Source organism: Salinarchaeum sp. IM2453 (genome assembly GCF_019693215.1).
GTDB lineage: Archaea > Halobacteriota > Halobacteria > Halobacteriales > Salinarchaeaceae > IM2453.
In genome coordinates, this window is record NZ_CP081183.1 from 572,562 (window position 1) to 589,925 (window position 17,364).

Consider the following 17,364-nt stretch of genomic DNA (forward strand, 5'->3'; position numbering starts at 1 on the left):
GGCATTAAATATACATCTTGGGAGAGTACACATCAAAATACGGATTTCTTAAATGATAACATAGTCTGAGCGGCACTACTAGATTGACTATCGATATTTGAGTAGTTCAACTGGCGACTGATTATCAAGTGTTTGGTGGCTTCAATGGTGTTATAACAAGTGGTGTGCACAGGTAGGCTGGTTTGCACATCCGCTCATTATCCAAAAGGTCTGTATCCGAAGAGCTCATTCTGTTTGCTTGGAGCTCTTCGAAGATCATCTCATTTTGACCGAAGAACTCTGCTCGGTCCCACCTCAGTACAGTAGTTGCCGAATCAGACTTTCGTCGAGGCAGCTACGACGGAGTTGGCCCCGGGATCGCAGCAAGTGTGACTTTTCTCCCAGTGCTGGATGATCGAAGGATACGAGGGAACGCCGTCAGGCGGCGTTCCCGAGCAATACCTCTCAAGAAATCACTCACTAACCGGGGTCCCGGTCAAAACAAGAGGCTATACTAACCGTAGTCAGTCACGACAAGTCGTCGAAAGATTCGCGTCGAAATCGGCGGTCTCTTCGGCTGGTACTCACCACCGACGAGGACGTTTACCAGAACCCACAGATTGTACAGGCCAACCGCGAACAGAACGTAAAATAATCGAACCGAGAACGTCGGCGAAGACGTTCTCGGCAAAAAGTCACCAATCTGCCGATATGAGGTTTCGATGCCCCAGCGGCGGCGGAATGCCGCCGCGTACGCTTTCGCTGTTGAAGAATCTACACCCAAGCTCGTGACAAACCACACGTGTGCGTCATCGCTTGAACGGTGTGGAACCGCGAAAACCGTCACATCAGCCGTCGCTGTCGGCGGACGCTTTCGCTGCATCGTGTACTCATCAGCAACCGTCTCAGCGCCGGCGCTGAGACGGCCTTTCATTCCACTACTCAGGCGTGCACGGATGATGTAATCCACACCTAACTGTTCTAATTCCGCAACGACGTGGACCTGGTAGAATCCACGGTTAAGATAGACGTGCCGAATTGAGAGTACTCACGTGCGGTTTCTATGAGGGAACGAACGGCTTCGCGCTTGGCGCGAAAGCCGGTCGAATCCATTGGGAGAACAGCAAGCGTAAATCGCGTACGAGGAGCAACGATACAGAGCGTTGCAAAGCAAAACGCTTTGTTCGTTCCCAGATCGGGATACGTCGTTATGACGTGGTCAGTCTCGGCTGAGCCGTAGAACCGCCACTGATGAAGATCGATGGCGACATCGACGAATGCGGGGAGTCGCCGCTGTGAACGAAGGACTTCGAACAATCGATCCCGGACGCCATCAAACTGGTCGTTGACGGCGTCCATCGAGAGGTTCCGCAAGTGGTACAGTAGGGATTTAGCAAGCGGATTTCGAGCAGTGGACGTAATGTCAACCTGTTTTTCCCGGTCCAATTGGAGTGTCTTGCCCCCCGTGTTTGCAAACTCCTAATCGAAGGCGATCCGAGAGAGGATTCTTTTGAAATCCTCTCTCGTGTACTTACCGCACTGTTTGACTCCGAAATCCAGTTGCGGGTACAGCACCGTTGAAGCAGCGCGACAGACCTGTTTTGCCTCAGTTGTCTCTACCATACTCAAACTCAAGGCCGAAGCAAAATGAAGCTAAGTTAGGTTCGGCAATTACTGCAGTATAGCGGGGCCGTGTCGAAGGTTTGGCGTCTCAAGAAGAAACGCTCTGAGCTCAGAAATACAGGACATCAACTTACTGTTGTCATTGTAGTACCGATTCTATTAATTGTTTCCACAATATTTCGCAAAATCCAGGTTCGATATTAGATAGCCCGTTGCATGTGCAAAATTAGCTGATAGTTAGTGCCCGTGTATGGGCATTATTAGCCAACTCTGTTTAAAGGAACCTGCAACATTATCTGGTTTTTGGCCCTAGTTTCGAAAGCGTGCAACGTGCTATTAGAGTATTAATAGTATAATGAGCCTGTTCAACGTACCATAGATTCAATAAGTTCTGCAACTCTATCAGATGATTGATTGTCTCTGTGCTTATGGATTACTTCACACCTCTCTTGACGCTTATCTTCATACGGATCATTTTTGATTGCTGACTCGACCTCGTTTAAAAAATCTTTTTGTGAATCAACAGCAGGTCCGGGTATAGTATCGAAGTAATCATACAGAAGTCCTTTCTCTGTTTTATACTCGTCATAATCATACGGGATAAAAATCATTGGACGGTCAACTAACATAAAATCCTTATATATTGACGAGTAGTCCGTTACCAAGATATCTGTTATTGCTAATAATTCATTGACATCTTCATACTTATCCGCAGAGGCTATCTTTATATTATTAGATTTGTTCTCTAAGCTGTTAGGCGGTGGTGCAGAATGGTTCTCATAGCATGATGTTGGGGCTGGCGACATCGTTTCCTCGATGGTGATTAGCGAGCGCAACGGCCAACCGAAGACACAGAACCAGAAAAACGTGTGCTTTGACCCTCACTCGGCCTCGGACCCGCGAGGTCCCGAGGCCGAGATCCTTGCAGACACCAATCGCTGTTTCCACCCGTGAGCGTTGATCATACGTCTTATCGAGCTGTTTCTGCCAGAGACGAACTGTGTCGCTGTGCCGTTTGATCTGGTCTTCGACGCGATACTCAATCTCTAGCGGGTCGTCCGTATTGCGTGGATTGTACGGTGCAACCGGTACGACCGCCTGCGCCAGCAGGTAGTCGTGCCACTCCAGCATATCGAACTCTGAATCACCGACCATCCATCGAGGGATTTCGACGGCGAGCGCGTCACGCGTGACGCGCATCGCCGTCTCCTGATCGACTTTCTTTGCTGGAGTGAACGCTGCTGCGACCGGAATGTTGTTTGCCGCGGTCACGACACAACAGCCGTAACCGTAGTAGTACTCGTCTTCGCTGTGGTCATAGTTCCAGCTAGCGTCATCATCACGCTGATCGACGGGAATGTCGGTACCATCGATGCGGAAGAGCTTGCCGAACGGGACCTGCTCGGCAAGCTCATGCACCAATTTGATGAAGATGTCTTCTGCGACGAGAGCGAAATCAGTGATAAACCGTGAGAGCGTCCACCGGGACGGTGGGCGCTCGAATCCACATTGCCGCCACACATCTTCATTCCGGAGTTCTCGCGCCATTGGTCGGAGCCCGTAGATGTCGTTGTAGAAGCAGTGAAGGACACCTTTCAGCAACTCTGGGGGCTCGTGGACCCGTGTTCGCCCCCTCGAATCAGGGGCGAACACGGGAAGGTCCTTGAGAAAGGAGAGATCAAGGTGTTCGAACAGCGCTGTCGTCTCCGTCTCCAGTGCTTTGAAAACCTGTTCGACCGTATCGTTACTCGGTAGGACGGACTTGCTGCTGGACACATCAATTTCGTCCTACCGCTTTCCTTGTGAAGACTTCTGCACCACCGCCTAAGCTGTTAAGGAAATGTCTCAATGATTCATATTCATCACCGACATGTGTACCCCTCGTAACATCCGGGTGAGGGCGTATAAGAAGTAAAATATCGTGTTCTTCTAGTTTTTGAAAAAGCTTCTGTGGGTTGAAATCCTCAAATGGAAAGAACTTCATCTCTAAACTTTCTGTTTTTCTATGAGTTGGAGCATACATAACAATATGAGAGTAATTATTGGCGAAATCTATCTCAGGGTTTGAAAATATTTTGTCATTTCTCGGGTAGCCGGTTATAGCAAAATCATCCTCTGATAAAGGTCGGGTTTTCAATCTTTGGTTGATTTGGAATTCTGAAGTTGTTAGAACATATTCAACCTGCTCATTCCGCTTTTTCTTGTGTGTTCTTTTATCTGGGTTCGCTTCGGGGTCCCCTTTTATTGGATTCCCGTGCTGACAGTAGATTAGATTAAGCGACGACGGTATTCCCATCCTCCCTGTGGGAGAAAGATCACTTGTTTGGTGAGTAAATAAACCTATATTTGCTCGAAAAAGAGTTTGTAAGCTGCGGATCGAGTTCATGTGAACCACTGGTTTGTTTTCGTTCTTCAGTCTATCATAAACCTGCGAGCTTCTGGTTATCCAAATAGGAGTTAATTCATAATCGTTATCCAATATATGTTCATAGACTGCTTGAGGATTACCGCGATAACTTTCTCCCCTGTGCGCTCCAAAAATAACTAAGTCGGGGCGATTTGGAACTACCCCACCGACATAACGTATTATATATCTGTTAACTTTTTGGGCCAAATACTTCAAACTTTTTTGTGCAAATACTAGTAATCCCTCTTTGCGAATAATTTCCTTTGACCTTTTGAGCATATCCATTGCCATGTTGCGCATTGCTTTGTTTATACGTGGCGGTGGTGCAGAACTGTTCTCATAGCGTGATGGTTGGACTGGCAACATCGTTTCCCCGATGGTGATTGGCGAGTGCGACGGCCAATCGGAGGCAGAGAGCGATGAAGACGTGTACTTTTACGCGTACTCGGCCTCGGACCCGCCGGGTCCCGAGGCCGAGATCCTTACAGACACCAATCGCTGTTTCAACCCGTGAGCGTTCTGCATACGTCTCATCGAGTTGGTGCTGCCAGAGACGAACGGTGTCGCTGTGTTCTTTGATTCGCTCTTCGACGCGGTATTCTATGTCTGGTGGATCGTCCGTATTCCGTGGGTTGTACGGCGATATCGGCACGACTGACTGCTCCAGCAGCCAGTCGTGCCACCCCAGCATATCGAACTCTGAGTCACCGAGGAACCAGCGTGGGGTATCGACCTTCTTAGCTGGAGTGAACGCTGCTGCGACCGGTATATTGTGTGCTGCGGTGACGACACAGCAGCCGTAGCCGTAGTAGTCGTCTTCTGCGTGATCGTAGTTCCAGTCAGCGTCCTCGTCACGCTGATCAACCGGAAGATTTGTCCCATCGATGCGAAAGAGCTTGCCGAGCGGCACCTGCTCGACAAGTTCGTGAACTAACTCGATGAATACGTCTTCAGCGACGAGTGCGAAGTCAGTGATGAACCGTGAGAGTGTCCGCCGGGACGGCGGACTCTCAAAGCCACACTGTCGCCAGACATCCTCGTTGCGGAGTTCCCGCGCCATTGGACGAGGACCGTAGATATCATGTTAAAAGCAGTGGAGGACACCTTTCAGGAGTTCTGGTGGCTCGTGAACCCGTGTTCGCCCCCGATCCAAGGGGGCGAACACGGGATAGTCGGTGAGGAACGACAAATCGAGGTGTTCGAACAGCGCAGTTGTCTCAGTCTCCAGTGTTTTGAAGACCTGTTCGACCGTATCGTTATCCGGTAGGACGGACTTGGTGCTGGACACATCAAATTCGTCCTACCGCTTCCTTGTGAGGACTTCTGCCCCACCGCCTTATACGTTTTAATAAATTTCTGCTCCGAGAATTTTGAGTTCTCTCGTTCAAATAATAACAACATTTTGTTAAGAGTGCGTCCACAGCAGCAAATTGCTAGCCATTTTCTAACGATATATTAGTAACGCTTCTGAGTTTTTTGCTACACAGGGAAGCCATAAGTTTACAAACTAGCTGCACGTAACCAAGACGAATTTATTTGTGAACTTATTTGTAAGCAATTTCATACCGCGTCGAGCCACGAAAGATGAGAAATTATACTCTGGCCTATATTCTCATTGTAATATTCTAGATCTGTTATTGTGTCAACCTCAATCCAACCACCAGAAACTGGGACGGCTTGTATATCCCAACCGTGATCAATAAGATGCTGAAGAAAGTGTGTCATCTCAACAGCCGTCGATCCACCATCTGAAAGCTCTTCATACACATCGGTGAACGCGCTGATCCGATCACTGCGGATTTTGATCAGCCCGATATATTGACCCTCAATATCCGACCGATCGGTTGGCTCGGCTCCAATTGACTCAATCTGACCAGTTGCATCACACTGTAACGTCTCAGCATCGCTAAGCGGATCATCAAACCGCGCCTCCCAAAGCTCCTCCCAAGCCTCATCAACGACAACACAAACCGACGCATCACAGTCAAGAAGGGACTCAACAACTGACTCATCATAGACAATGTCTCCATATGAAATGACTAAATCACGGTCATCCGGAAACTGATCAGCCGCACAAAAAAGACTGTATACCATCTCAGTCGAATCGTACACATCGTTATGGACAGTCTCATACCCAAGCGCATCAATTTCCTCTGCCATGTACCCAGTCACAATCACATGATCATCAATCCCCACAGCTTCTAGTGTGTCTAAATTTCGCTCTAACAGCGACTTACCAGCTAACTCAACTAACGGTTTTGGACGATCATCTGTCAATGGGCGAAGTCGTGTTCCCTGTCCGGCTGCTAAATGCACAACCCGAGGCGATGAATGTGATGACATCTACTCATCACTCTCGAATACATACCTGAGAATCTGTTGGTCTACCCTTGCTGATGGAGAATGACGTTCCGGATGCCACATGATCCCCCAGATCGGAAGCGACGGGTGGAACAAACATTCAACAGTCTCATCAGGCGCGATCCCGCCAACGGTCAACTCAGCGGCGACATCGTCCTGGTTGATCCCCCAGTTATGATAACTGTTCACCGTGATTGTCTCGGGGATAGATAGGCCATTGGTCTCAGCAAACGATATCTCATGGGAAACATCGACATGATCAGAAACAGCCGACAGATCACCACCAAAATACACATTGAGCAATTCAAGCCCTCGACACACCCCAACAACAGAAAGTCCAGTCTCAACGGCAACATCAAGCACTGCCTGCTCAAACGCGTCGCGAGCCGGAGCTGGTGTCTCTGGGTCTGTATGTCCCACAATGTCATTCCCACCCGTGAGAATCACACCGTCAATTGATAGACGAGTCAGATATGAACGAACGTTCTCTGGCGCAATCCGATTCGGTAATGGAACTGGAGTATACCCTAACTCTTGGAGTAACGAAATCCATGCCTGATCCAGACAGTCACGACGCTCCCCATACTCTTCGATAACACTCACACGCTGGGTCACACCAATACGAAGTGGCTCATCTGTCATCACTTGACCTCACGAATATCTTTTGCACCACAATGCAGTTCAAGCACATCAAACCGACGGAGCTGATCATACCGTTGTTCGCCGACGCCAATCGCCGCCGGTAGCGAAAACTCCGCCGCACGAACGGCCATATGCGAGTTTGATCCACCATACATCGTAATCAAGCCGGCAATATCATGTCCAAACAGCCAGTCATATCCCGGATCAGCCTGCGGAATCAACACAATTTTGCCGTCAAGATCAATCTCAGTGACAGCCTGTTCATCTTCAATCTCAATGACATCTGCAGTAACTGACTTGCCAGTCACAAAATTTGGTTCTCGAGCGGGACGCTCAAAGACCGTAAAGTCAGACGTATCAAAGAGCAACGGTGGTAACTCAACGCTCTGAGTGATCGTGTGTTGTTTGCGGCCCTCACGAATCTGCTCGTCAAGCCACTGTGAGAGGTCTGCAGGTGGCCGGTTAACACTCAACTGGAAAAATGACTCAATCGGGATATGCGAAAGCTCTTCACGTGAGACATCATGCTGCTCGCCAAACATCGCGATTTGTTCAAGTGCCTCGCTTAGATTTTGGGAGAACATAAACTTTGATTGCTCACGACCTTCGATGGCTGCCACGAGAAAGTCAATAAACGCGTCAATATCAGCTGGCAAGCCAACGCGTGCAAGTTCAGATTGTACAGCCGTTTTCGTATCCTTATCCCAGACATGATGCGGATCAGGAAGATCATCCGGGGCAGTTGCTTTCTCAACCATCGGCCGAAGATACGTCTCTGGCTCAACATCATATCGTGGCGATGTGATCTCATAGGTACCCGGACGAAGATGACCATACTGGGAAACAAAGTTGTCCCATGAAAGCTTATCGACCGCAACCCGATATGCGTCACGTTCGAACTGTCGAGCAACGGTATTGAGCGAGTTCAAAAAGGCACTATGCTCCTCAGCAGACAGGAGACCAACCCGTTCAAGCGAGCGGAGAAGCGTTGTCGCCACAAACGCAGTCCGGGCCAAATGGGCAAATGGAAGGGTTCCAAGCCGACGACAGTCAGCAAGCAGTTGCCGGGCTGTTCGTAACGGAGGCAGATCCGCTGCCATAATGTCCTCATACCGCTGTTCAAGCGTCTCAACAGCCTGCATATCAGTCCGTGTCTCAATCCGCTCAAAGGCATGCTGATTAATCTCGTTGAGCCCTGATCGCAACGGCGCAAGCTCTGACTGCTCAAAGCCAGCATCTAACAATGGCTGAATCTGCTGATCATAATCAAACGGCAAGCAGGTAAGGACAATATCAAACTCGACTTTGTCATGGTACGCTGGATTCTCCGCTAACCGCTGGAGATAATATTCAACAAGCTCTTCTGCCAGCTCATCCGGCACTGAGGCTGGAATAAACGACGTAAAATCAGCCCGCACATCAACAAACGGCTGACCAGCAAATTGGCGCATCAACGGATGTGGACGAACATCACGGTAGCCGTATTCAGCACGCTGTTGGGCCCAGATATCATCCATCACAAGATATCGATATAATGATGAGGCAAGCCGTCGAGGACGGCGACCAATGATTTCAGCCGGATTCCAGTCTGGCATGACACCATAAATTGTTGAGTCACCCAAGACACTTGGGGGCGCGTCCTGAGTTCGCTCAAACTCACGCGTGGCAGTATCAATTGCCGTATAGACTGCCCCGTCATCGGCGGTTGATTCGGCCGGATCGATTGTCATTGGACGAGTCTGGAGAATATAGACCGTCTCGTCTGCATCAATCGCAAACTCAATATCAAGACTATCATGCCCGATGACATCCTCAAGCTCACGGATGGCCGCCAGTAAGGGCTCAAGCGCAAGATCAGTTGGATACTGCGTAGATAGCGAAGCGTCCGTCTCGTTCATATCATGTCCAAGGTCGGACCGCTGGTCAGTCTTGAACAGATCTTTTCTGATAATAGCAGTCTGAAGGTGTTCGCCTGTCCCATCAGTAACGGTCTCTGTGCTGCTGGTTGTGGCATCATAATTAACGACATAATACGGACTGCCAGTATCGAGAGTGCGAGTCATCACAACACCACTCTGTTCTGGCTCATCAATCATCGGTTGGACCAGTACCTGATTCTCCGGATTCTCATCGGGATATGAATCGATAACAGTTTGCACCGCGTTTGACAGTGTCGCCGGATCATCAGCGCGTACATCAAGAATGCTTTCAAACCGGCCTGCATTTGATTCATCCCATGAGTCCTCGGCGAGGGCACTCGACCGAACAATCACCGGATCACCGCCAAACATATCAGCAATGTCAGTACAGATCTGGTCTGCTTGCTGGTCCCAATCTGCTACGGTGAACGTATATTGATCGAGAATCGTGCTTTCAGAGACAACAGATTGGAGCCGTCGTAAGGTGTTTGCCTTCGTATCGAGGATAAATCGAGACAGATCAGCCTCAGTTTCTAACTCAGCCCATGCATCTTCGATATCAACAACAGCAATATCAGCGCCAGCAGCTGCTGTCGTTGTGAGTAATTCCGGCAAGTCAGCATCATCAGTTAGAACATTACGATTCCACAGCGAATGGATCCGATCAAGATCCGCTGGATCAATCCGAACAAGTCCGGTAAACTCAGCATCCGCCTCAGTCACAGCGAGGTCCGTACCTGCTTTAACAAAGTGATTGTCTTCTGTAACGATCTTCTCAGCACGCTGGAGACTATCATCTGCTCGGTCATGATATCTGGTCTGCCAGCTACTGTCAGCTGCAACCGTCGTTTGTCCGTCCAATCGTGTGACGGCTGTTTGCTCGAAGACTGTGTCAGCATAGCAGACATACACAGGCCGATCAGTCGGAATTGGTGCGGTAAAAAGCGATCCAACAGTACCGGTCTCATCCCACTGATCGTTACGGGAGAAATGAATGTCAGGATACTCATCGATAATTTCGTCAATCCGGTAACCACCAACAAAGTGAATCTCTGGGCGTTCAAGCGCCTGTGTAAAGGCATCAATTAGCCAGTCAAGAACACGCTGATTACCAGACGGTCGTGTAAGAGCCGAAGGTTCGGTTCCAGTAAATGGCTTCCCAGCACCAAGAATGACAACAACTGAACGAGTCACGTATGTAATGAATAAGTGAGTTACTAAAAACGATTACTATTCAACTGAAAAGAACCGAGCTCATCGGCGTTATAGTCGGTGCAGTTTGACGCTGAGATCAGTCGTCTCTGAATCTACAGACAGGCAATACTGCTCCAGATTGCAGTAACAGACAAGAGTCCACGTAGATTCACCAACTAACAGACATAGTGTGATGACAAGAGACTCATCCTAAGGTAATGTTTCGCGTTTATTACAGTATAGAAGCTCAAGCAGTCAGTTGTACCACGAACCGCAGTCTGGCTCTAGCAGTAAAGAACCAGAATACCGTTCGAGAGTAGTATTCAAAACAGGAATGCGTTGAGGTCAAATCAGCTAAGAAAAACTGGATAGCAAGGAAGGTGAGTATCCCGAGTTGCATGCTGACTACGAATATCTGTTTGGCTGTCCAACAACGAGATCAGTAAAAGAGCCCGATTGTGAGTGCCAATAGGCATTTGAGTGTAAGCGAAGAGATACCGTCTGGTATTCTTAATGTATAGTCCCAAACAGCTCCTACAAGCATGTCAATCTAATACACACCGTATCACAGAAGCATTAATCAGAAATGTAGTACTGTCAATCGGTGTTACAATCCTCAAAGGGCACGATAGAGATAGAATCAACCTGCAAGTCTCCAGTTCTGTGAGTTTAATTACAACAGCATATCATCAATTAAAACATCCAAAACCTACCGATCAACAACTCAGATGGCTGCCGTCCTGAGTTTAACTAAACCCGCCACTGGATACAACAAACGACAGCCGTCACCGAACAACGCTCATTATTATAGCACAACCCAGCACCAATCAGTCATCACCACGCCGTGAACAATACAGACTACGCTCAGGCAATGACACTGCCTGCACACGCGGGTCAAGCAGACAGTATGCATGAGACTGTGTATGCACGGCGGATTGGGTTCCAACCCGACCAGTAACCTGTAGTTCCATCACCCCAAGCGTGGGTGTCTCGATTGTTTCTGGCGCACACCGCTGACAGTAACAACGACCAAGCTGCCAGCGGGCCTGTTCAGCCGGCCGGTAAGCAGCCACTACAATCGATCGACCAGCAGTCATCGCACAGCCACAGGCTACACACTGTGGTGGCTCCCCCAGCCCAGCCAGTGACAACCCAGCAAACAACTGTGCAACTGTCCCAACAAGGACAGGCCCGGATGCACCCGGATCAACAACCGCATGGCCACCATCCACACTTACCGGACGCATGGATTGACACCCCCACAGACAGGACCAGTCAGTGACCGAAGAGCCATCCCAGTTACTGGCTGGAGATCAGTAGCATCTGTGTATGCACGATCCTGCAAGCGGAGGGTCGATTGATGTCCACAGCAGGACTGAGCTGGCCGGCAGCGTGACTGTCCAGAGCGGGTCGGGTGTTCTCGAAACAATACCATCAAATACGACGATGTGATTATTCGTCGAGACATTGCAGGTGCTCTGCAAGACACAAACAAAGCAAGAACAAGCCGAATATGAGGATATGTAATATGGCCAGTCAACACAGAAGGCATGTGCTTGACACAGAGGAGTGCAGATCACGCAAAGAAGGATAGAAACACGACAGAGTAAACCACATACGTTCCACCTAATAATCGCTGTAGATGCTAATACACTACCAAATACTGGTGTTTGACCTCCTCCCACCCGTGAGCGGGGTGGGATTCCCACGGCACCGCACCGCTTGGTTGGGAGTTTCAGGTTTGCAGTCTGGTCAGCATGACCGGACTCCTGGCAGGGCCAAGCCGCCGTTACTCCTAGCCTGGCATGGGATTCAGAGTTACCGTGTTGTACGGAATCCACAGCCAGCGGCCTGAAGGGGATTCCTTCAGACCTGTCTTTTACCCATAAGTTCACCGAGACTTAAACAGACGTTTCAGACGCTGTCGACCCCATCTGTACTCGAGAGATCAAGATAAGCAGCGATTGAGGGCAGTAATATCGGCGGCAGGGGATGACTGAATGCGGATAAAGAAGATCGGCAAAATCGTTCTATGAGGGTGTTACATCCATAGATATCGGTATTTTCAACCGAATGCATCGATCTCGACAGCGACTTCATTTGTGGGTAAGAGACAGTCCTTCAGACGTGGTGTGGCCCGAATCCCGATATTATCCGTTTAATAGGGCGGCGAAACCGCCTCGGCGTGGTCATGTATACGTTCTGATTGCTGATAAAACTCCGGGATAGCTCAGTCCCGTGGATAGATGCCCAGTTGTCGGCTTCATCCACACCCGTAAACGGGTGGGCTTTCGCCTTGCTAACGCTGTAAATTTCAGCAGTCGCCGCTCGGATACGGCGCATTGTCGAGGCTTCAGAGCCACACTGACGAGCTTCGATGGACCCCACAGGACGGAAGCGACCGGGTTGTCGAATATGCTCTCTTCTCTCGCAGTGGGTTCGAGCCGTCAGTCGAAGAAGCGGCTACTCAACGAGACGACCTCCGCTTGTTCACCGTTGCTGACGTGGTCGACAGGCTGACCTGATTGCCGTGACTCTTGGTGCGTTCGCCGAAGAGGTCAGCTACCAACGGCTGTAGTACCTCAAAAAGATTTTGAGCAATAGGTCTCTGATACTGCCGGAAGCAACTACTCTATGACCCGCTTTTGGAGCGTTTACGCAGATCCGCTTCGGAACCGCTCTATCGGTACGTCGGTGATCTCGTCGTAGTCGTCATCGCCGCCAATCAAGAGTGCCGCTTCGACATGCTCAGCGGTCGCCAGCGCGAACGAATCACCGAGCGCCGGGTTGTACATGAGGACGTACTCTGAAGCTGCCATCCAAGCCTCGTCAGCATCCACGCGTTCGATCCCAAGGTCGGTGAGCCAGTCGAGATACTCGTCGGCGGTGGCCCGGTCGTACTTTCGGGCGATGGTGTACCGGATCTCAGCGAGGTTCACGCAGCTGGCGTAACCGGTCGCGTCTCCAACAGCGACTGCGTCTAGGTACTCCTCGACTACATCGCTGCCGGGTTCGTCGTCTGCGTGAGCGATCAGTGGCTCGGCGTCGAAGACAATGCGGTCAGGACCCGCCATTATTTCTCCGACACGAACTGCGCATCACGCGCTTCGCGGTCCTGCTCGCGCTTCTCGCGGAGAATCTCGGATGCAGGCTTGTCAGTTGATGCCTCGCTGCGGGCGGCAAAACCGCGCATCTCGCTCGGGGAGCGAATCTGCTCGACGAGTATCTCACCGTCCTCAGTCTCCCGAAACAGTACCTTACCGGGAGCCTCGATCCCAAGCTTCTCGCGGAACCGCTTCGGGATGGTTGCCTGCCCGTGCTTGGTAACAGCAACAATTTCTTTCTCAGACCCATTCGATTGTTCTGTCTTGCTCATTATTCATAACATAATTTGCGTTCATAGGTAAGTCTTTCCTACCTCATTAAACGGTCAGTCCTTGCTTCAGCAGAGAAGTCAGTAAGATCACTACCTATTCGCTTGCCGTCTATCGCTGAAAATCTACAACGCGGAATTAAGCTTAAGAATAAAGTTAAGTGAATCAGACGCCGGAACCTCAGACCGGGACATCAACTCTCTCTCAGTCATCGTTGTGAGTTCATTCGTTCGCTTTCTTCGCATAGGGCCGACAACCTCGGCGCGGTAGATTCGACTGCGACGGTACTGACGATAGTTCAGGCTGGTGCAGCATCATCAGCTGGACGCGTCGAAATTTCGAGACTGACTTCAATGGTGTCGTAGGGGACGAACGGGCGCTTCGCCCGGCCAGCCTGTTCGAAGTGGACGATGTCGTAGTCAGCGAGGACCTGAAGGTCGTCGTGAATGCTCTTGACATCGCGGTCTAGGCGTTCGGCCAGTTGGCGGATACTGTCCGGGCGCTCGGTCATGATACTCCGAAGGAGTTCGACGCGACGGTCAGTGAGCAATGCTCTGAGATCACTCGGGTTCTGGAAGTTGATGACGTGCGGGATCTCCTCGCCCGCCTGCCAGCGGTCGAGTCGGTCGAGAGCGTCCTGGCGGTGCGCCTGTTCAGAGTCGGACGTGATCCGAAGCATCGAGGGATAGTCCTCAGGATCGCGGTCTTCGAGAAAGCCCGCCTCGGCTTCGATGTCGTCCACCACGATCTCCTCGGTCTCAGAGTCGGTGCTGTTGGCATCATCGATGTCGTCAGGTGTGTTAGGTTGGTCGTGCATGTTGGTCACCTCTCGCGGCGGTCGTCCATCTCGTTGTGAACTGCCGGACATGGGCTTTGAGGCCAGTGTACTCAATGTCGTCGTAGACACCGGTGGGGGTATGGTAGTGGTGACGGTCTACCCCGGGATGGTTTGGGTAGTTGTCGAACCGAAGTAGCGTGCGACCGTCTTCGGCCATGTACTGGAATCGGTACTTGACTCCTTCGGGGTAGTCGTCACTTTTTGGGATGGCGGTGGCGATCATCTCGTACCGGGTGCCGTCGTCGAACGTGTCTTGGTCTTCGTAGATGACCGTCGATCCCATCTATGCTACCTATGTTGGTACAACGTGCCAGCATACAATAAGACTTTTCGTTGGTGTCAAGGGCCAACATAGGATCTCACATCTCGATTTCGGAGACTCCGCACCTCTAACGACGGGAAGTCGGCAGGCCGGGCCTTCGCTTTAACCAACAGTCAAACGCGCAACTTCCGCTGATGTTGGTTAATATCATACGAGGCTACCGCCACCACCCTTTGACCAACTTTTAAGATTAATCTTAAGGTCAACTACTTGGCGAAACGCGCCCAACCAGGAGTTGAAACTGGTCGTCTCAATGCGTATGGCATTCTGGCGCAGTTCATAAATAGTATGAAGACGTAGTCGGGATAGAACGATGGCACGAATTACCGGTTCCTACCCAGATGACCTCGACCTCCTCATCGAGGGCGCCGTCGAGGCTGGTGTGTTCGGGGGAAAGAGCGACGCGTTGCGCGAGTTCGTACGTGAATACTTCGAGGATCACGAGAACGAACGTATTGCAGCTGCGGTCGCCCTCTACGAACGCGAGCGGATCACACTCGGTGATGCTGCGAGGCTCGCTGATGTCGACCGCTGGACGATGCGTGACATCCTCCGTGAGCACGGTGTTGAACTTCGCCTGGGGCTCGTTGACGAAGACGACGCAGCCTACGAGGTAGAGGCAGCACGCGAACTCGAATTCGATGATGAAGACTCGTCTGATGAGGAGTCACGTGCTAAATGACAGGTGACGATCTCCCAGCGAACCCGAGCGTCTTGAACACGACTGTCCTCTCGAATTTTGCGTACATCGATCAGCTGTGGGTAGTTGCTGGCCTCTCTGGAATCTGTACGGTACCAGTCGTTCGTGAGGAGCTTGAACACGGCGGTGATAACCACCCATATCTCCAGAAAGCACTCGATACGCTTGATGACGAAATCCCAGTCGCGACGATTTCGGATACTGTCGCAAACAGGGAAGCCGTTGTCGGGGGGCATCTCGACCCGGGGGAAGCACAGGCGTTCGCCCTCGCTGACGCACACGACGGTCGACTGCTGACAGACGACGGAGATGCCCGGTCGTTTGCGAAAGACCAGGGTGTGACCGTTGTCGGGTCAGTTGGCGTTCTGTTGGCTGCAATCGATACTGGGAAGATCGATGAATCAACCGCTGACGAGTGGCTGTCGACGTGGATCGACGAGATCGGCTACTACGTCCCGTATCGAACGATCTCCGAGTATCGATGACGGGGTTCCAGGGAGCAGGAGATGAAAAGAAGCGTTACGCTAAACGAGTGGCAATGTTCCGGGCACCTGAGCTGCTCGATGAAAATGATCTCAAAACGACATCGACTGGAGCCCGTGGGGAGAATTTGTTATGATCTGATGAGCTAAGCTCTATCGAGCTACGGTGTTTCGACGATCGCGAGAATCTCTGGCGCTCGGTACACCCTCCGGCGTTCTTTCCCAGTAATTTCATCGATGATCCCGTCGTCGGAGAGCATGTCGATCGCGTTGTAGACGGCCTTTTTGGACCGACCAGTCGCTTCCTGCGCGCGGCTCGCCTGTAGATACGGTTCCTCAAAGAGGTGGGTGACGACGTCGCAAACAGCTGGGTAGTCCTCGTACTGTTCAAGATATGTGCCTCGAAGGTCTAAGAGCTCTTGGCCACACTCGTAGGCGTCGTGGGCTTGGTCGCAGATCGCAGTCAACGCGAACCGCACCCACTCGTCCCATGCCCCGTCTCTGCTGACGCGCAACAGTTTGTCGAAGTACTCGCTCCGGTTTCGGTTGAAATACGCAGACAAGTATAGGTACGGCTCATCAAGCAAGCCAGCGTCGTACAACTGGAGCATGATAAGGAGCCGTCCGAGTCGGCCGTTCCCGTCGCGGAACGGGTGGATCGTCTCGAACTGGTAATGAGAGAGGACGATATCGATGAGCGGCGGGTAGTTATCCATCCGGTTGTACGCGATGAGCTGATCGAGTAGCATCGACACGTGGGCCGGGTGGGCCGGGATGAACTGCGCGTCCTCGGAGTTCTGGTTCGGACCGATGATGACAGGGGTATCTCGGATGGTGCCAGGACGCTTGTCTTCACCACGAACATCGAGTAGGAGCGATTCATGGAGTTCACAGAGGAGGGTGCGGTCGATACTCTCGCCCTGTTCGAGCCGATCGAACCCCATCTGGATAGCCTCGACGTAGTTGTACGCCTCTCTGATGTCTCGTTCGGATGCTGCTGCCCGTTTAGGGTCGTCGTCTGGCTCGTGGAGGATGATGTCTGAGACGGTGACTGCGGTGCCTTCGATCTGGGAGCTCATTGCCGCTTCTCGGACCACGAACGGGGCGAGCAGGAGGTTCTCGTTTTCGATGTGGTCGTGAAGGGTCGAAAGCTGGCCGAGCGCGTAGAGAGCGTCGCCGTAGGCGTCGAGAATCTCCGAAGTGAGTTCAAGCTTTGGAGGGAGGCTTGCCGGATTGTAGCAGGGGAGTCCGTTGTGTGGCTCGATCCGACCAGGCCCATCTTCGAACTCAGCGGGGTTCATTACAATACAGATGGTTCTCAACCCGCATAAGTGTACTGAATCCCGATCAAATACACTTAAAGAAGATTCAAACCAGAATAAGTGTACTGAATCCCGATCAAATACACTTACAGAAGATTCAAAAAAGAAACCAAAGCGGATTCCCCGCCCCACCGTGGGCGGAGTTCCGAGGCCGAGATCCTTGCAGACACCAATCGCTGTTTCCACCCGTGAGCGTTGATC

At 51.2% G+C, this 17,364-nt stretch carries 16 protein-coding genes and 2 pseudogenes; 4 read left to right on the forward strand and 14 right to left on the reverse strand.

Features of this window, described 5'->3' with window-relative positions:
- Nucleotides 1-493: 493 nt before the first annotated feature.
- The 9 genes and pseudogenes from K0C01_RS13025 to K0C01_RS02810 all read right to left on the reverse strand — a co-directional run bounded on the left by K0C01_RS13025 (nucleotide 494) and on the right by K0C01_RS02810 (nucleotide 11,372).
- Nucleotides 494-1,602 (reverse strand): annotated as a pseudogene (locus tag K0C01_RS13025) (transposase).
- A 365-nt stretch (nucleotides 1,603-1,967) separates the two neighbouring features.
- Nucleotides 1,968-2,408 carry a CDP-glycerol glycerophosphotransferase family protein gene (locus K0C01_RS02775; protein WP_221170536.1) on the reverse strand — a complete coding sequence of 147 codons (441 nt, stop codon included), beginning with the start codon at nucleotides 2,406-2,408 and terminating at the stop codon, nucleotides 1,968-1,970.
- Nucleotides 2,380-3,378 carry a transposase gene (locus tag K0C01_RS02780; protein WP_221169459.1) on the reverse strand — a complete coding sequence of 333 codons (999 nt, stop codon included), beginning with the start codon at nucleotides 3,376-3,378 and terminating at the stop codon, nucleotides 2,380-2,382. Before K0C01_RS02780 ends, K0C01_RS02775 begins: the two co-directional genes overlap by 29 nt.
- Nucleotide 3,379: 1 nt before the next feature.
- Complete coding sequence (locus tag K0C01_RS02785) at nucleotides 3,380-4,309, reverse strand: CDP-glycerol glycerophosphotransferase family protein (RefSeq protein WP_221170537.1); 930 nt, start codon at nucleotides 4,307-4,309, stop codon at nucleotides 3,380-3,382.
- Between the two features lie 37 nt (nucleotides 4,310-4,346).
- Nucleotides 4,347-5,297: pseudogene (locus K0C01_RS02790) on the reverse strand (transposase).
- Between the two features lie 272 nt (nucleotides 5,298-5,569).
- Nucleotides 5,570-6,352: a phosphocholine cytidylyltransferase family protein gene (locus tag K0C01_RS02795; RefSeq protein ID WP_221170538.1), complete on the reverse strand. Its 783-nt coding sequence runs from the start codon at nucleotides 6,350-6,352 to the stop codon at nucleotides 5,570-5,572.
- Nucleotides 6,353-7,012, reverse strand: a complete 660-nt coding sequence (locus K0C01_RS02800; RefSeq protein WP_221170539.1) for a gamma-glutamyl-gamma-aminobutyrate hydrolase family protein — start codon at nucleotides 7,010-7,012, stop codon at nucleotides 6,353-6,355. It abuts the gene before it with no gap.
- Nucleotides 7,012-10,125, reverse strand: a complete 3,114-nt coding sequence (locus K0C01_RS02805; protein WP_221170540.1) for a PEP/pyruvate-binding domain-containing protein — start codon at nucleotides 10,123-10,125, stop codon at nucleotides 7,012-7,014. The genes K0C01_RS02800 and K0C01_RS02805 overlap by 1 nt, the downstream gene beginning before the upstream one ends.
- Before the next feature lie 827 nt (nucleotides 10,126-10,952).
- Complete coding sequence (locus tag K0C01_RS02810; RefSeq protein WP_221170541.1) at nucleotides 10,953-11,372, reverse strand: DUF8112 family protein; 420 nt, start codon at nucleotides 11,370-11,372, stop codon at nucleotides 10,953-10,955.
- A 1,095-nt stretch (nucleotides 11,373-12,467) separates the two neighbouring features.
- Between K0C01_RS02810 and K0C01_RS02815 the strand changes: the two genes are divergently transcribed.
- Entirely contained in the window at nucleotides 12,468-12,650 is a 183-nt protein-coding gene (locus K0C01_RS02815) for a hypothetical protein (protein ID WP_221170542.1), read from the forward strand.
- Between the two features lie 129 nt (nucleotides 12,651-12,779).
- Here K0C01_RS02815 and K0C01_RS02820 read toward each other — a convergent pair whose 3' ends face one another.
- The 4 genes from K0C01_RS02820 to K0C01_RS02835 all read right to left on the reverse strand — a co-directional run bounded on the left by K0C01_RS02820 (nucleotide 12,780) and on the right by K0C01_RS02835 (nucleotide 14,620).
- Complete coding sequence (locus K0C01_RS02820; protein WP_221170543.1) at nucleotides 12,780-13,199, reverse strand: PIN domain-containing protein; 420 nt, start codon at nucleotides 13,197-13,199, stop codon at nucleotides 12,780-12,782.
- Complete coding sequence (locus K0C01_RS02825) at nucleotides 13,199-13,501, reverse strand: AbrB/MazE/SpoVT family DNA-binding domain-containing protein (RefSeq protein WP_221170544.1); 303 nt, start codon at nucleotides 13,499-13,501, stop codon at nucleotides 13,199-13,201. Before K0C01_RS02825 ends, K0C01_RS02820 begins: the two co-directional genes overlap by 1 nt.
- Nucleotides 13,502-13,797: 296 nt before the next feature.
- Nucleotides 13,798-14,316 (reverse strand): HVO_A0114 family putative DNA-binding protein, encoded by a 519-nt coding sequence (locus K0C01_RS02830; protein WP_221170545.1) that lies wholly within the window; start codon nucleotides 14,314-14,316, stop codon nucleotides 13,798-13,800.
- Nucleotides 14,300-14,620, reverse strand: a complete 321-nt coding sequence (locus K0C01_RS02835; RefSeq protein WP_221170546.1) for a toxin-antitoxin system TumE family protein — start codon at nucleotides 14,618-14,620, stop codon at nucleotides 14,300-14,302. Before K0C01_RS02835 ends, K0C01_RS02830 begins: the two co-directional genes overlap by 17 nt.
- 352 nt (nucleotides 14,621-14,972) lie before the next feature.
- On the opposite strand from K0C01_RS02835, the gene K0C01_RS02840 reads away from it, so the two are divergent.
- From K0C01_RS02840 to K0C01_RS02850, 3 genes are read left to right on the forward strand one after another with little or no spacing between them, the layout of a single operon-like run.
- On the forward strand, nucleotides 14,973-15,341 hold the full coding sequence (locus tag K0C01_RS02840) for a UPF0175 family protein (protein WP_221170547.1): 369 nt from the start codon (nucleotides 14,973-14,975) through the stop codon (nucleotides 15,339-15,341).
- A complete protein-coding gene (locus K0C01_RS02845; protein ID WP_221170548.1) occupies nucleotides 15,338-15,844 on the forward strand; it encodes a PIN domain-containing protein in 507 nt (168 codons plus the stop codon). Before K0C01_RS02840 ends, K0C01_RS02845 begins: the two co-directional genes overlap by 4 nt.
- A complete protein-coding gene (locus K0C01_RS02850) occupies nucleotides 15,841-15,978 on the forward strand; it encodes a hypothetical protein (RefSeq protein ID WP_221170549.1) in 138 nt (45 codons plus the stop codon). The genes K0C01_RS02845 and K0C01_RS02850 overlap by 4 nt, the downstream gene beginning before the upstream one ends.
- A 24-nt stretch (nucleotides 15,979-16,002) precedes the next feature.
- On the opposite strand, the gene K0C01_RS02855 is transcribed toward K0C01_RS02850, so the two are convergent.
- Nucleotides 16,003-17,142, reverse strand: coding sequence for a Fic family protein (locus K0C01_RS02855; RefSeq protein ID WP_221170550.1), 1,140 nt, complete (start codon nucleotides 17,140-17,142; stop codon nucleotides 16,003-16,005).
- Between the last annotated feature and the right edge of the window lie 222 nt (nucleotides 17,143-17,364).

Excerpts from the sequence above, each read along its gene's own strand:
- K0C01_RS02775 (WP_221170536.1), bottom strand. The coding sequence starts at position 2,408 with ATGTCGCCAGCCCCAACATCATGCTATGAGAACCATTCTGCACCACCG.
- K0C01_RS02785 (WP_221170537.1), bottom strand. The coding sequence starts at position 4,309 with ATGCGCAACATGGCAATGGATATGCTCAAAAGGTCAAAGGAAATTATT.
- K0C01_RS02795 (WP_221170538.1), bottom strand. The coding sequence starts at position 6,352 with ATGTCATCACATTCATCGCCTCGGGTTGTGCATTTAGCAGCCGGACAG.
- K0C01_RS02800 (WP_221170539.1), bottom strand. The coding sequence starts at position 7,012 with ATGACAGATGAGCCACTTCGTATTGGTGTGACCCAGCGTGTGAGTGTT.
- K0C01_RS02810 (WP_221170541.1), bottom strand. The coding sequence starts at position 11,372 with ATGCGTCCGGTAAGTGTGGATGGTGGCCATGCGGTTGTTGATCCGGGT.
- K0C01_RS02820 (WP_221170543.1), bottom strand. The coding sequence starts at position 13,199 with ATGGCGGGTCCTGACCGCATTGTCTTCGACGCCGAGCCACTGATCGCT.
- K0C01_RS02825 (WP_221170544.1), bottom strand. The coding sequence starts at position 13,501 with ATGAGCAAGACAGAACAATCGAATGGGTCTGAGAAAGAAATTGTTGCT.
- K0C01_RS02830 (WP_221170545.1), bottom strand. The coding sequence starts at position 14,316 with ATGCACGACCAACCTAACACACCTGACGACATCGATGATGCCAACAGC.
- K0C01_RS02835 (WP_221170546.1), bottom strand. The coding sequence starts at position 14,620 with ATGGGATCGACGGTCATCTACGAAGACCAAGACACGTTCGACGACGGC.
- K0C01_RS02840 (WP_221170547.1), top strand. The coding sequence starts at position 14,973 with ATGGCACGAATTACCGGTTCCTACCCAGATGACCTCGACCTCCTCATC.
- K0C01_RS02845 (WP_221170548.1), top strand. The coding sequence starts at position 15,338 with ATGACAGGTGACGATCTCCCAGCGAACCCGAGCGTCTTGAACACGACT.
- K0C01_RS02850 (WP_221170549.1), top strand. The coding sequence starts at position 15,841 with ATGACGGGGTTCCAGGGAGCAGGAGATGAAAAGAAGCGTTACGCTAAA.
- K0C01_RS02855 (WP_221170550.1), bottom strand. The coding sequence starts at position 17,142 with ATGAACCCCGCTGAGTTCGAAGATGGGCCTGGTCGGATCGAGCCACAC.